This window comes from Frankia sp. CpI1-P (assembly GCF_001421075.1).
GTDB lineage: Bacteria > Actinomycetota > Actinomycetes > Frankiales > Frankiaceae > Frankia > Frankia torreyi.
In genome coordinates, this window is sequence record NZ_LJJX01000057.1 from 1 (window position 1) to 13,213 (window position 13,213).

Consider the following 13,213-nt stretch of genomic DNA (forward strand, 5'->3'; position numbering starts at 1 on the left):
GCTGGCAGCCACACTCCGTCATGATTTCAGGAAATCTGCGTCGAGTGTACTCCACTCTACCCGATAAGACAGCTATGAGGGCGTCGCGTTCGCGATAGAAGATCCTGTGTTATCCCGCAGTCTCCTGTTCCGTGGCCTTCGCNGGTGANACTTCGGGCGTGGATTCCGAGGATAGCCATCGGCAGGATGCGGTACGCCNCAGACATGACCAAGCAGCGGCACTACCCCAGCGACCTGTCCGACGCCCGGTGGCGGCTGGTCGAACCCACGCTGACCGCCTGGCGCGCCGAACGCCATAAGAAAGGCCTGACCATCGGCCGCCCCCCGGCGCACGATCTACGCAGCATCCTCAATGCCATCCTGTACGTCGACCGGACTGGTATCCCCTGGCGCTACCTCCCACACGACTACCCGCCCTGGGAGACCGTCTACGGCTACTTCGCTCACTGGCACGACGACGGCGTCCTCGACCAGCTCGCCACCCTGACCCGCCAGCATGCCCGCACCGCNGCGGGCCANGATCCCGAACCCACCGCCTGCGTGATCGACTCCCAGAGCGTCAAGACCGCCCCCACCGTTCCGGCTGCCACGCAGGGCACCGACGCCGGCAAGAAGATCGTAGGACGGAAACGGACCATTATCGTCGACACCCTCGGGCTGCTGCTCACCGTGCTGGTCACCGCCGCCAGTGTGCCCGACGGGCCCGCCTGCCTGCCTTTGCTGACCACTGTCGCCACCGCTCACCCGACCATCCGCAAAGGCTGGGCCGACAGCGCCTACCGCACCACCGTCATCGACCACGCCGCCCGGCTGGGCATCGATATCGAAACCGTCCGCCGCGACCCCGCAACCAAGGGATTCTTTCCTCTTCCCCGCCGTTGGATTGTGGAGCGGACCTTCGGCTGGCTCATGTCCTACCGCCGCCTCGCCCGCGACTACGAGACCCGACCCACCCGTTCCGAAGCCATGATCCACCTTGCGATGATCGATCTCATGGCCCGACGCGCCACCGGCGAATCAACCCCAACCTGGCGAGAAGCATGAATCCGAATCAAACGAAACCTGCGGGATTGAACGCCCACTTAGGGAACCTGTCTCCCGCTGCTCGTGCAGTGATCAGCCTCAGTGGCCGCTGCCCATCATGAACCGACCCCTACAGGCATACCCCCTGCCCATCGGTGGACCCGTCGGCTAGCCATTTCGGTACCCCATTTGAGGTGCTACCCCACCCGGGTGCGCTGGTGCAGGTCACCGGCCTGCTGGCACTACCCAAAAACAGCCCGANTGAGTCCCCCGCGAAGTCGGGGAGATAATCGGGACGGGGAATGGCGGGCCTCGCTGGAAGTTTGACTGAACGGCGCCGGATCAGTGCTGCATTCTTCGGGAATTTAATGGTGTTTTCTTAGGGTTACTTGTGGGGGTTTGGCTTTTGTCTTTCTTTCTTCTGCACCGGCGGCAGGGTTTTCTTTGGCTTTCCCGTCACTGTCACCACTCTCCGAGAAATGGCCTCCGACCTGCGGAAACACAGCTGGAAAGGATCGCCAGAAAGGCAGAATTCGGCGCCCGGAAGTATTGATTTCCGGGCGCGCGGGAGGGACTATTAGATATCGGCGCGTTGCGCCCGGCGCGCGGCGCTAAATCCCTCTCTCGCATGGAGCCTTTTCATGTCGCATGCCTTCATTNCCCCTGTCTTTTCGCGGGACATTCCTTCGACCGTGGCCGGTGAGGCGGTCACGGCGGAGGACATGGCGCGGGTGACCGAAGCGGACTGGTCCGCGATCGTCGAGTCCGCACGCCGGTACTGCTGGAAACTCGACGCGTCCCGGTCGCGCAAGCGTGCCGACGGTTCGGCCACGATCGCGCGCGACGGGTACGGGAGCTACGGCCACGACGACGTGTCGGACGACGTCGCCCAGGACGCGGTACTGATCTACGCCCGGCGGCTCGGTGCGATCATCCGTAGCTGTGTGGTCGCGTCGGTCGACGTGGCGACCCGTGAGCCTGACCGGTGGCAGTACCGGCCGCAGGATGGAGAGATGTTCCTCGCGGACCGTGCCCTGATCCGCAAGTGGGCTGTAAAGGACGCGGCACGGCGCAACGGCTACGGAACCCCCAAGCCCACGTCTGAGGCCACGACACCGGAAGCGGCCGAGCAGCGCGCCCGGTATCTGGCCTCCGCCACCTACTTCGCGAGCATGGCAGATGTGATCTTCGCGTCAGCGTGGGGCGATGGCAGCGACTTCCCCACGCTTCGCAAGATCATGGACGTGGCGAACGGTGCCGATGACCTCGGCCGCGCCGGTGTGTTCTCGACCGTGGCTCAGCAGACGTACGGCGGCAAGTACGGATCCGGCCGTCCGCAACGCAGGATTCGAGACGCTGCCCGCGCGGAAGCCCGCGAACTGTCGGCACGCTGCGACNCCATCCGCGATGACTTCGCCCACCGCGACCGACCGACGAAGTGCACTCCCGAGCCCGAAGACTGACACCGTCCCTCACCCTCACGGAGCCTCCGAGCGCAAACGCTCGGAGGCTCCGCCCATTTCACCAGCGATCCCGCCGCTTCACTGGTCGTGCTGGGCCGCGCCGGTGGCGCTGGGCTCCGCCGGTCGCGCTGGGCTCCGCCGGTCGCGCTGGGCTCCGCCGGNGCGCTGGGCTCCGCCGGTCGCGCTGGGCTCCGCCGGTCGCGCTGGGCTCCGCCGGGGTTCCGTCAGGTCGAGCCGGTTGCGCCCGCGCCGGCTTGTCGGCTCCGCGGGCCGCGCCGGTTCGCTTCGACCCGCCCGCCCTCCTACCCGCCCACCTTCCTACCCGCCTGCCTTCCTTGCTCTCCGGCCGATTCTGGGCGCCGGGTGCGTGCCGTCCGGTTCCGCCGGGCTTCGCTGGTCTGGCCGGCTCCCGCCGACGCGCCGCGCCGGTCCGGTTCCGCCGGCTCGGCCGGCCCCCGCTGGCCGAGCTCGGCTCCTGGCAGGGCCATCTGGTTCCGCCGCGCCGCGCGGGTCTGCTGGTTCCGCCTGGCGTGCCGCTGGGTCGCGCCGCGCCGGTCGGGCGTGGGCCGTGGTCGNGTTGGTGTCCGGTCGGAGGGCGGATGGGTCGGGTTGCTGACCGGTCCGGGTCCGGACCCGGACCTTGGGTCGACGGATCGGTGCGGGCCGGGTTGTGCCCCGCTGGACGGTCGGGGCGGCGCTGGCGCCGTTCTTTGGGTAAGGGCACTCGCCGATCGCTTCGGCGGATGGGCAACCCCTCGGATGGGCCGCCGTGTGGCCGGCGCGGTGCCCGGTGGCGCGGTCCTGGGGGTATCGCGGGCTGCCTTTTGAGGATGCGGCGTTTCCACTGCTGGGAAAGGGACGTCCCGTCTGCTGGGCGCGCCTCTGCCAGTTCGGGTGTGCCTTGTTTTCGCTGCCAGCGATCAATATTCCGGTTGGACTATTGATCGCTGGCATGTCGCGGCCGGCGCTTGTGCGGTGAGTACGAAGTCTTTTCCAAGATTTTTCGGGAGGTGTCAGTCAGGGTCTGCCTCGCGGGCCGCTGGCACCGTGCCAGCGGCGGCTGTGCACTGTTGGTGGTGTCACAGCGTCGCAGGTCAGAGCGTCGCTGGGCCGGTCGGAGTCTGCCGCTGGTGGGTGGGCGTGGCTGCATGGGGCCGCTGTGCCACTGGCTGCCCAGCGATCTTTGTTGGGCATGGCGTGGAAGATCGTGCTGTCTGTTCGCTGTGCTCGATGTGGTGTCCTTGGATCCGCCCGAAATTCGGTGGCATCGGAAAGGACACCCGGCAATGTCCGATGAGACGCGCCCCTTTTTCCACGAACGGCTGACGCCACAGTGCGGCGCCGCGCTGGTGACCCTTGCAGTGCCTCCAGGCTGATCGTCGCCTCCGCGGCGCTCCGGGCTCTGGGCTGGCACACGCGCCTCGCTCGTCGTGCGGATCGCGTGCCGGCCGGGCGGGACCCTGCCGACTTGGCGGCCGGTCCCGACGGTCGCTCCGCGCGGTGCGGGGTGATCGGCGCCGGCCGGTCGGTCATCCCCGCGCGGGCCCAGAGCCGCGCGGCGGCGGTCTGGCGTGTGAGCGATCTTCGGAGCGGGCTGGTTACCGCGCCTGGCGATCATCATTCGATTGGACTAGTTCATGCGCACTATTTTCCGCCGTGAATGCACGTCAGAGCACATTTCGATCTCGAAACCTGGTCCCCCGATGGGCGTGCCCCATTTTTACTACCCGGACTGCGGAAATGGTGGCGCCCGCACTCTGCCGCCCCCGGGCGCTGCGCTGTCGATCGAACAACGCTTGCACAACTCTGAAGATCTGCTGGCAAAAACGGGTCCAAAAACCGGATTCCTCTATAGCGGCGTTCCGTGCCGCGCGGAAGGAGGCCCGCCTCGTGACCGACCCGGCCCACGCTCACCCCGACCATGCCGACTCGCCCCACCCGTCGCGCCCCGCGCGCCCAACATCCCCTGCGGCACCGCAGCCAGGCGGCCTGCGCGCCGTCCCTTCGCCGCCGACGCCGGCCGATCCGCCGCCGGTCGGCAGGGGCTCGGGGGGCGAGTCCGGGTCCGGACCCGGCTCTTTTCCCGGTCGGTTCTCCGCCTCCACCGTAGACGGGAATCCTGACTCGGCCGGGGCGGTGCTGTGCCCGCGATCCATTCCCGGATCGGAGCATTTCCCGTGTTTGTTGGGTTCCATTGCGGCCCGTCCGGGTGTTACCTTTGTTGTCGATGAGCCGGATACTGCCCCGTGCCCTGCTGGGAGCGGCTGCCCGATCTTGGCCTCCGCTGCCTCTGCCACGTCCTTTCTCTCGACGTCTGGAGGCTCTGTGACGGCTGCTGGCACCCCCGCTCCCCTCGACAACCCGGACGACGACGGCGGCGGCGGGCCGCCGATCGCCCAGCGCGACACTGCCCACCCTGGCCAGATCGGACAGTCCTCCCCGCCGGGCGGGGCCCCGGACGGAGAAGACCCTCACGGGTCGGTGGGGGAGCGGCCCGAGGCACAGGACGCGCGGGTTGTCGGGCTGCGACCCCCGTCGGAGGGCAGGCCGGGCCGGCGGTGGGTGTTCCACGGCGAGGTCGAGACGATCAGTGGTCCGGAGGCCGACCGGATCCGGGCCGAGTTGGCGGACGTGATCCGGGATCTTCTGCTCTGGGCCGCCGGCGAGGCCACCGGCAACGAATCGGATGAGGAGGCAGCATGAACGATTCTGGCCGACCGTCTCGGACGGCCGGACCGGGCCGCCCTGGACCCGGGCCGGCGACCCGGGCGACGGATCCAGCGAACCCGGCGCTGCGCGGGTTGTCGGATCTGGCGGTGTCGCCGTTCGCGATGCCGCTGGCACGGCTGGAGCGGGAGGTCCGGGTCGCGTTCGCTGGGCGGACCTCGACCGAGGAGCAGCAGGACCCCCGCCAGTCGTTGATCCGCCAGCTGGACCGGGCGAAGTCCGCGCTGCCGGAGTCGTGGGTGATCGTCGCCCACTTCTACGACGTGGAGTCGGGCCGCAAGGACCTCGATCAGCGCGGCCACGGCGCGGACGTGTCCCGGTTCGACATCCCGATCCCCCGCGACGGCGGGATCGACGACCTGCTGGCCGAGGCGGAGCATCCGAACTGCCGGTTCGATGCGGTGATCTGCGAGTCGATGTCGCGGATCGCCCGGCGGATGTTCGAGAACCTCTCGATCGAACGTCAGCTCGAACAGGCCGGCGTGGCGCTGCTGGCGTGGAACGAACCAATCAAGGTCGACGGGCCGCGGGCCTCCGCGATCCTGCAACGGAGGATCAACCAGTCCGTCGCCGAGTACGAGGTCTGGAACACCCTCGAAAGCAGCTGGGGTGGGCTGTGCACCCACGTCCGCGACGGCTGGAACATCGGCAAACCGCCCTACGGCTACCGGGCCAAGAGCTACCGGCACCCGAATTCGGTGAAGGCCGACCGGGGGGCGACCAAGACCCGCCTCGAACCCGACGGGGCGCGGGGGGAGACAGTCACGCAGATCGCGCACTGGCGCTACTACCGCGGGCTTGGCTATNGGGCGATCGCCGAGCAGCTCAACGCCAATCTGGAGCGCTATCCCCCGCCCGAGCCGGTCGGTGGGGCCTATCGGGCGCGAGGGGCATGGGCGAAGTCCACGGTGGCCGATCTGCTGCGTAACCCCAAGTACACCGGCTATCAGGTGTTCAACCGGCGGGCGAGTCGGTCCCGGCAGGGGGCGGTCAACGGGCCGGAGAAGTGGGTGTGGTCATCCGAACCCGTCCACGAACCCTTGATCCCGAAGTGGATGTTCGACGAGTTCAACGCCAACCGGCAGACCCGACGTGGCTCCCGCGAGCGCAACGATCTCAACCGCCACCCCGCGACCAAACGGACCTACGTGTTCCGGGGCATGATCCACTGCACGTGCGGGCGGCGGATGTTCGGGACCGTCCGCGAACCCAGCACATCCGTCTGGTACATGTGCTGGCCCCGGGCGAACAACCGAGGCCGTGACGACAAGTTCGCCGGACACCCCAAGAGCGTCCGCATCCGCGAAGACATCCTCGAAGCCGCAGTCGTTGACTTCTACACCGAGCGCGTCTTCGGGCGGAACCGAGTCGCCCTCCTGACTGCCGAACTCGCGACCTACGACGACCGAGCCGCGAGGGATCGAGCAGCCGAACGAGACAGACTCCACAAGAAGATCGACGATCTCAGTCGCAGGCAGGACAACCTGCTCCGGCAAGCGCAGGACGGCGACCCCGACGACCCGTTCACCCAGGGACTACGCAGCAGCTACAACCAGCTCGACACGGAACGCAAGACCACCCTCGGGAAGATCAAAGATCTCGACACGGCGGACGACGCCGAACCCGACCGGCCAGGCCCGGACAGCCTCACCCTCCTCGACGCCCTACCTGAGCTACATCTCAAGCTCCGCCAGGCGCCGGAAGCGTTGCAGCGACGCCTCTACGAGATCACTCAGCTCACCGTCCACCTCGATCACGAAAGGCAGGAGGTACACATGATGATCAAGATTCCGGTGATGGACCTCGACAAGGTTGCCGATCTGGCAGAAGTGACCGCCGACACCCCCGGAGCGCATACAGCACCCACTGAGCATCCACGCCGCGTGGATGCTGTACGTGCCCCAGGTAGGAATCGGACCTACGGCCTACCGCTTAGGAGGCGGTCGCTCTATCCACTGAGCTACTGGGGCGGACGGGGCATCGGATCGACGCCATGGGCGATCGTACGGCCGCCGACGGGAGGCCGACGACAGGGTGACGCATCACGACCGCGGTCTTCCCCGNGAGATCGGAAGTCCGTCCCGATTCTTCCGCTTCGTCCGCGTCGCGCNGCGCGCCCGTCAACCGAGCTGCTGGGCCATCTCGACGAGCTCCTTGCACTTCGGGCAGATCGGGAACCGCGAGGGATCCCGGACGGGTTCGAACTTGTAGCCGCAGAGTGCGGTGACCCGACCGCCTTCGATGGACGCGCGGACGATCTCCTCCCGGCGGGCGTAGTGGGAGTGGTCGTCGCCCTCGTCCGCGCGGGTGTCCGACGTCTCAGGTGCGATCTGAGTCGTGCTCATGACGTCGATTCTAGTGCGGTCACCGCCGACGTCCCGGGCGGGTGAGCCCCCGTCCGGCGGCGGCCGGCCGACAGCCGCCGGACCGGCGCGTCGGCGGGTCGGGTCCGCACGGGAAACTGTCCGGGGGACACGGCATATACGGGACGCATGGCCCTTGCACCCTGAGGACGGGGCGTACCCTGGAAGGGACGAAGGAGACCGGTGACTGGACTGATCGACAGTACCGAGATGTACCTCCGCACCCTGTATGAACTAAGGGAAGAGGGCATCCCCCCGCTACGCGCGCGCCTGGTGGAGCGGTTGCACGTGAGCGCNCCTGCCGCCAGCGAGTCGACCGCTCGTCTGGCCAACGAGGGACTGGTCTCCCTCGCCGACGACCGGACCGTCCAGTTCACCGAGAAGGGTCTGCTGCGGGCCACGGCCGTCATGCGCAAGCACCGGCTGGCCGAGCTGCTGCTCACCAAGGTCATCGGGCTCGACTGGGCCTTGGTGCACAACGAGGCGTGCCGCTGGGAGCATGTGATCTCCGACGAGGTCGAGGCCCGGCTCACCGTCCTGCTCGGCGATCCGAAGCGTTGCCCGTTCGGTAACGAGATTCCGCCCGCCCAGCGCAGCGACACGCCACGGCCCGCCTCCGCGCCCGTCAGCCTGTTGGCTTCCGCCGACCGGGCCGCCGCGGACGGCAGNCGGCCGGTGACGGTGAGCTGGATCTCCGAACGGCTGCAGACCGATGAGGGCGCCATGCGTCGGCTGCAGGACGCCGCGATCGTGCCCGGTGCCCAGATCATGCCGGGCTCCCGCGGCGACCTGATCCACGTCGTCTCCCCGAACGGCCAGAGCGACACGGAGATCAGTCGCAGCACGGCGGCCCTCGTCTACGTGGACCGCTGACCTCGCCGCGCCCTCCCGACGTCGCACCTGCCGGCCACCCATCCCCCGGGTGGCCGGCGTCAGGCTCCCGGCCGGATGCCTCCCTGGAAGCTCGTCCACCAGACGTTCTCCACCCGAACCACCTCGCCGGTACGGGGAGCGTGGATCATCTTTCCGTTCCCCACATAGATCCCGACGTGGCCGAGATCCGGATGGAAGAACACGAGGTCCCCGGCCTTCAGGGCGGCGCGGCTCACCCGACGCCCCTCGTCCCACTGCGATCCGGTGTAGTGGCTGAGAGCGACGCCCGCCTTCCCCCAGACCCACTGGGTCAGCCCGGAGCAGTCGAAGGTTGCCGGCCCCTCCGCCCCCCACACGTAGGGCTTCCCGAGCTGCGCGTAGGCCTCCCGCACCGCGGTCGCCGCCCCACCGCCGCCACGCACCGGCGCGGCCGCCGCAGCGGTGAGCGGAGCCGCGGCGAAGGCTCGGCCCGCCGCTGCGGCCACCCCGGACTCCTGCCCGTAGCGGACCCGCTCTGCCGCCGCCTGGCGGGCCGCCTGCGCCGCCGCGGCGGCCGCCGCCGCCTGCCAGGCCCGCGCAGCGGCCGCCTGCCGAGCCTTGGCCTGCCGTTCCAGCTCGGCGTAGCGCGACTCCAGCCGCTGCAACAGCCCGTGCTGCTCGTCGGCCGCAGCCTCGATGGTCCGCTTGCGCTCGGCGAGATCCGCGATGATCTTCTTCTTGTCGGCGAGGGCCGCATCGGCACCTCGCCGGGCCTCGGTGAGATCCCGGCGAGCCAGCCGCAGGCCGGTGTCCGCAACCCGCTGCCGACGAGCCAGGGCGTCGACGGCGCCCGCCCGGTCCAGGGCACGGCGGGGATCGCCGGTCAGCAGCAGGGACACCTGGGCGAAGCCCCCCGCCCGGTCCGCCGACACGGCGAGGCCCCGATGCTGATCCGCAGCCCCGCGCACCGCCCGGTCGGCCCGGTCGACCCTGGTGGCGGCGTCCTTGGCGGCCCGCTCGGCCTCGGCGAGCCGGATCCGTCCGGCGTTGAAGGCCTCGGCGGCACTCGCCGCCTGCTGAGCCGATTCGTCAAGCTTTGAGCGTGTACGTCCGATTTCGGCTTGAATGTCGGCGAGGCTCTGCGACGTCGGTCGAGCGGCCGACGATGCAGGCACCGCCCAGGCAGAGCCCGCGGGGCCGCCGATCGTCGCGGAGCCGGCAAACAGAATGCCGGCCAGGCCAAGGACAAAGAGGCCTGCGACTTTCGAGCCTGCCACGTTGTCGCGGGCTACTTTGCCCGCTGCGACTTTCGGGCTGCCGCGGCGCGTGCTTGGCGGGCCCGGTCGTTGTCTGGGGATGGGCAGGACCGGCTCGGCGTATCCGCCGAGATCAGTGACGCCAATCGGGTCGATCGGGACGCGCCGGCCGGCGGCGCTGGGGTGGCGGGTCTCGGGGTCCGGTTCGCCGACGCTATGCCAGCCCTCCGTAGGGACACTGCTCACACCGCCGGACGGTAACTGTACGCAGTTATACAGTCACGGAAGCACGCCGATCCGGTCGGAGAGTCTCCGCACGCCCACTGCTAGGCGACCAAAACGGGCCACAGGCCGCCCAATTTAGCGATTTCACACACCAGAAACAGCTAAGACACAGGTCGGGAACAGATCCTATCGACTCTTCGGACCCGAGGATCCGGGACGAACGCAGCGTGGCCGGGGACCGGGTGAGCGCAGTCCGCGCACCGCGCGGGGGGATGACAGGAGAGACATGGTCAAAATGGATACGGGCGATACCGCATGGATGCTCATCAGTTCCGCGATCGTGCTGTTTATGACGCCCGGACTGGCGTTCTTCTACGGCGGCATGGTCCGGGCAAAGNACGTCCTCGGCATGATCATGCAGAACTTCTTCTGCATCGGCATCGTCACGCTCGTGTGGTCGGTGGTGGGCTTCAGCGTCGCCTTCGGTGNGGGCAACGGCTTCTGGGGCGGATTCCACTTCTTCGCGCTGCAGCACCTGTCCGAGGGCGACAATAATATCCCGTATGTCGTGTTCGTGGCCTTCCAGCTCATGTTCGCGATCATCACTCCCGCGCTCATCACCGGTTCCGTCGCCGACCGCATGAAGTTCAGCGCCTTCGCGGTCTTCGTGCCGCTGTGGTCGGTNCTGGTCTACTCGCCGATCGCCCACTGGGTGTGGTCGACCAGCGGCTGGCTGTACAAGCGCGGTGCGATGGACTTCGCGGGTGGCACGGTCGTCCACGCCAACGCCGGTATCGCCGCCATCGTGCTGGCCCTGGTGCTGGGCAAGCGGGCCGGCTGGCCGACCGGGGACTTCCGCCCCCACAACGTGCCGTTCGTCCTGCTCGGCACCGGCATCCTGTGGGTCGGCTGGTTCGGGTTCAACGCCGGTTCGGCGCTGGGCTCGAACAAGCTCGCCGGGTTCGCCCTGCTCAACACCCAGATCGCGACCGGCGTGGCGATCCTCGGCTGGCTCGCGATCGAGAAGATCCGGGACGGCANGGCCACCACGCTGGGTGCCGCGTCCGGCGCGGTCGCCGGCCTGGTCGCCATCACCCCGGCCTGTGGTTTCGTCTCCCCGATGGGTTCCATCGCGGTCGGCGGCCTCGCCGGCGTCGTCTGCGCGCTGGCCACCTCGATCAAGGGCAAGGTCGGCATCGACGACTCGCTCGACGTCGGTGCGGTCCACCTCGTCGGCGGTGTGCTCGGCGCTCTGCTCACCGGTTTCTTCGCCACCGTGGACACCAACTCGGCGGGCCACGACGGCATTTTCTACGGCGGTCCGTGGAGCGTGCTCGGCGAGCAGGCTTTGGCCGTCGGCGCGACGCTGGGATACTCGGCCGTCGTGACGGCGATCATCGCCCTTGCGATCAAGTACACGATCGGGCTGAAGCTGAGCGACGAGGACCAGATCACCGGCATGGACGAGGCGCTGCACGGTGAGACGGCATACCGGTTCACCTCCATCGGTGGCGGCGGTTCGCTTTCCACCAGCGTCACCCCCGTCAAGGTGCCTGAGGAGGCCCAGGCATGACCAAGCTCGTCACCGCCGTCATCAAGCCCTTCAAAGTCGACGATGTGAAGGCGGCGCTGGAGAACCTGGGCGTNCACGGCTTGACGATCTCCGAGGTCCAGGGCTACGGCCGACAGAAGGGCCACACGGAGGTCTACCGCGGCGCGGAGTACAAGATCGATTTTGTTCCGAAGATCAAGATCGAGGTCGTCGTGACCGACGAGGCCGCCGACGACCTGGTCGCGGCAATCGCGACGGCCGCGCAGACCGGCAAGATCGGCGATGGCAAGATCTGGGTCGTCCCGGTCGACTCCGTGGTCCGGGTGCGCACCGGCGAGCGAGGCACCGACGCGCTGTAGCACCACGTGGCGGCTCCAGGGCGCCACGCCATGCTCCCCACGCACCACCCACCCGGCAACCGCACCACGCAGGTAGCACCAGAGGTCGCGGACGCTCCGGGCCCCAGCCCGGGCGTTCCCTCCTCGCTCGACCACATGAGGCGGCACCGCGCGATCATCGACGCGGTGCCGCGCCATGTGGCGGCCCGGCCCGCGCGGGCCGAGTCCGTTGGAGCGGCCGGTGCCGGAGGAGGACAGAGCCATGAAGGACCGTCTGGAGATCCTCAGGGGACGCGCCGAGCGGCTGCCCACGGCCACCGGGCCGACGCTGCGCCGCCTTCTCACCGACCTGGCCGACGCGGCCCTGACCGNCCTGTTGGGCGATCCCGGCCCCGGGGTCGCCCTCGTCGCCGTCGGCGGCTACGGCCGGGCGGAGCCGGCGTTCGGCAGCGACCTCGACCTGGTCCTCCTCCACGACGGCGCCCATCAGAACATCGCCGCCCTCGCCGACGCCGTCTGGTATCCACTGTGGGACGCGGGCGTCGGCCTCGACCACAGCGTGCGCACCGTCGACGAGGCGATCACGGTGGCGGACGACGATCTGAAGGCCGCGCTCGGCCTGCTCGACGCCCGCCATGTCGCGGGCGACGCGGCGCTGACCACCGATCTCGCCCGCCGCGCCCGTTCCCGCTGGCGCACCCGCGCCCCGAAGCGGCTGCCCGATCTCGCCGCCGCCGTGGCCGAGCGCGCCGCCCGCCTCGGCGAGGTGGCCTTCCTGCTCGAACCGGACCTCAAGGAGTCCCGCGGCGGGCTGCGCGACGTGCATGCCCTGCACGCCCTCGCCGCGGCCTGGGTCGCGGAGGTCCCCTCCGACCGGGTGCTTGCCGCCGCCGAGGTGCTGCTCGACGCCCGCGGCGAGATCCGCCGGCTCAGCGCCGGCCGCCCGCAGGACCGGCTGCTGCTCCAGGACGGCACGGCGGTCGCCACCGCGCTCGGCTACCCCGACTCGATGGCCCTCGCCCACGCCGTCGCCGACGCCGGCCGGACGATCTCCTGGGCCTGGGACGCGACCTGGTACCGCACCGCCGCCGGGCTGCGCAACACCTCCCGCTGGCGCGGCCGGCGTCCCGTCCGCCGCCCCCTGGACGAGGGGGTGATCGACCAGGGCGGCGAGATCCAGCTCGCCCTCGACGTCGAACCGGCGAAGGACCCGGTCCTCGTGCTGCGCGTCGCCGCGGCCGCCGCCCGCACCGGGCTGCCGCTGGGCCGCTACGCCGTCGACCGGCTCGCCGCAGAGGCGCCGGCGATGCCGCAGCCGTGGCCGCCCGCCGCACGCGACGCGCTGGTCGCCCTGCTCGCCACGGGCGACGCCGCCGTCGGCGTGCTCGAATCCCTCGACCAGGTGGGTCTGCTN

Annotated in this window: 8 protein-coding genes, 1 tRNA gene and 12 pseudogenes; 18 read left to right on the plus strand and 3 right to left on the minus strand. The window is 69.4% G+C overall.

Features of this window, described 5'->3' with window-relative positions; translation table 11 throughout:
- Positions 1 to 204: 204 nt before the first annotated feature.
- From FF86_RS57970 to FF86_RS68395, 6 genes and pseudogenes are all read left to right on the plus strand, one after another.
- The coding region (locus FF86_RS57970) for a transposase (RefSeq protein WP_242419641.1) at positions 205 to 509 on the plus strand (305 nt) is incomplete at its 3' end.
- A 10-nt stretch (positions 510 to 519) separates the two neighbouring features.
- Positions 520 to 1,044: transposase (locus FF86_RS57975; protein WP_242419642.1), on the plus strand; the 525-nt coding region annotated here is incomplete at its 5' end.
- A gap of 639 nt (positions 1,045 to 1,683) precedes the next feature.
- A pseudogene (locus tag FF86_RS26040) lies at positions 1,684 to 2,420 on the plus strand (hypothetical protein); the annotation flags it as partial.
- Between the two features lie 2,391 nt (positions 2,421 to 4,811).
- The gene (locus tag FF86_RS26045) at positions 4,812 to 5,189 is read left to right on the plus strand and encodes a hypothetical protein (RefSeq protein ID WP_044887837.1); all 378 of its coding nucleotides are present in this window, start codon (positions 4,812 to 4,814) and stop codon (positions 5,187 to 5,189) included.
- A 113-nt stretch (positions 5,190 to 5,302) separates the two neighbouring features.
- A partial coding sequence (locus FF86_RS57980) for a recombinase family protein (protein ID WP_242419643.1) occupies positions 5,303 to 6,019 on the plus strand: 717 nt, incomplete at its 3' end.
- 6 nt (positions 6,020 to 6,025) lie between these two features.
- A pseudogene (locus tag FF86_RS68395) lies at positions 6,026 to 6,538 on the plus strand (recombinase family protein); the annotation flags it as partial.
- Positions 6,539 to 7,110: 572 nt separating this feature from the next.
- Here the strand turns inward: FF86_RS68395 and FF86_RS26050 are convergent.
- Both FF86_RS26050 and FF86_RS26055 read right to left on the minus strand, forming a co-directional pair.
- A tRNA-Arg gene (locus FF86_RS26050) sits at positions 7,111 to 7,183 on the minus strand.
- Positions 7,184 to 7,333: 150 nt separating this feature from the next.
- Positions 7,334 to 7,558: a DUF3039 domain-containing protein gene (locus tag FF86_RS26055; RefSeq protein WP_044887834.1), complete on the minus strand. Its 225-nt coding sequence runs from the start codon at positions 7,556 to 7,558 to the stop codon at positions 7,334 to 7,336.
- Between the two features lie 201 nt (positions 7,559 to 7,759).
- Here FF86_RS26055 and FF86_RS57995 point away from each other — a divergent pair.
- The 3 pseudogenes from FF86_RS57995 to FF86_RS58005 all read left to right on the plus strand — a co-directional run.
- A pseudogene (locus FF86_RS57995) lies at positions 7,760 to 7,872 on the plus strand (dihydrofolate reductase); the annotation flags it as partial.
- Position 7,873: 1 nt separating this feature from the next.
- Positions 7,874 to 8,244 (plus strand): annotated as a pseudogene (locus tag FF86_RS58000) (metal-dependent transcriptional regulator); the annotation flags it as partial.
- Between the two features lies 1 nt (position 8,245).
- Positions 8,246 to 8,449, plus strand: a pseudogene (locus FF86_RS58005) (dihydrofolate reductase); the annotation flags it as partial.
- A 59-nt stretch (positions 8,450 to 8,508) separates the two neighbouring features.
- Here FF86_RS58005 and FF86_RS26065 read toward each other — a convergent pair.
- Complete coding sequence (locus tag FF86_RS26065; RefSeq protein ID WP_242419645.1) at positions 8,509 to 9,603, minus strand: NlpC/P60 family protein; 1,095 nt, start codon at positions 9,601 to 9,603, stop codon at positions 8,509 to 8,511.
- 592 nt (positions 9,604 to 10,195) lie between these two features.
- Here FF86_RS26065 and FF86_RS58010 point away from each other — a divergent pair.
- From FF86_RS58010 to FF86_RS58045, 9 genes and pseudogenes are all read left to right on the plus strand, one after another.
- Positions 10,196 to 10,306: hypothetical protein (locus FF86_RS58010; protein WP_242419649.1), on the plus strand; the 111-nt coding region annotated here is incomplete at its 3' end.
- A gap of 1 nt (position 10,307) precedes the next feature.
- Positions 10,308 to 10,397, plus strand: a pseudogene (locus FF86_RS58015) (hypothetical protein); the annotation flags it as partial.
- A gap of 1 nt (position 10,398) precedes the next feature.
- Positions 10,399 to 10,593, plus strand: a pseudogene (locus FF86_RS58020) (ammonium transporter); the annotation flags it as partial.
- A gap of 1 nt (position 10,594) precedes the next feature.
- Positions 10,595 to 10,949: pseudogene (locus FF86_RS58025) on the plus strand (ammonium transporter); the annotation flags it as partial.
- 1 nt (position 10,950) lies between these two features.
- A pseudogene (locus FF86_RS58030) lies at positions 10,951 to 11,482 on the plus strand (ammonium transporter); the annotation flags it as partial.
- Positions 11,479 to 11,555 (plus strand): annotated as a pseudogene (locus FF86_RS58035) (P-II family nitrogen regulator); the annotation flags it as partial. The pseudogenes FF86_RS58030 and FF86_RS58035, both read left to right, overlap by 4 nt.
- A gap of 1 nt (position 11,556) precedes the next feature.
- Positions 11,557 to 11,820 (plus strand): annotated as a pseudogene (locus FF86_RS26075) (P-II family nitrogen regulator); the annotation flags it as partial.
- A 241-nt stretch (positions 11,821 to 12,061) separates the two neighbouring features.
- On the plus strand, positions 12,062 to 12,170 hold a 109-nt coding region (locus FF86_RS58040), incomplete at its 3' end, for a hypothetical protein (protein ID WP_242419650.1).
- A gap of 1 nt (position 12,171) precedes the next feature.
- A pseudogene (locus FF86_RS58045) lies at positions 12,172 to 13,212 on the plus strand ([protein-PII] uridylyltransferase); the annotation flags it as partial.
- Position 13,213 lies beyond the last annotated feature (1 nt).

What these genes read in the sequence shown, in the direction of transcription:
- FF86_RS26055 (WP_044887834.1), bottom strand. Translation starts at nt 7,558, where the DNA reads ATGAGCACGACTCAGATCGCACCTGAGACGTCGGACACCCGCGCGGAC.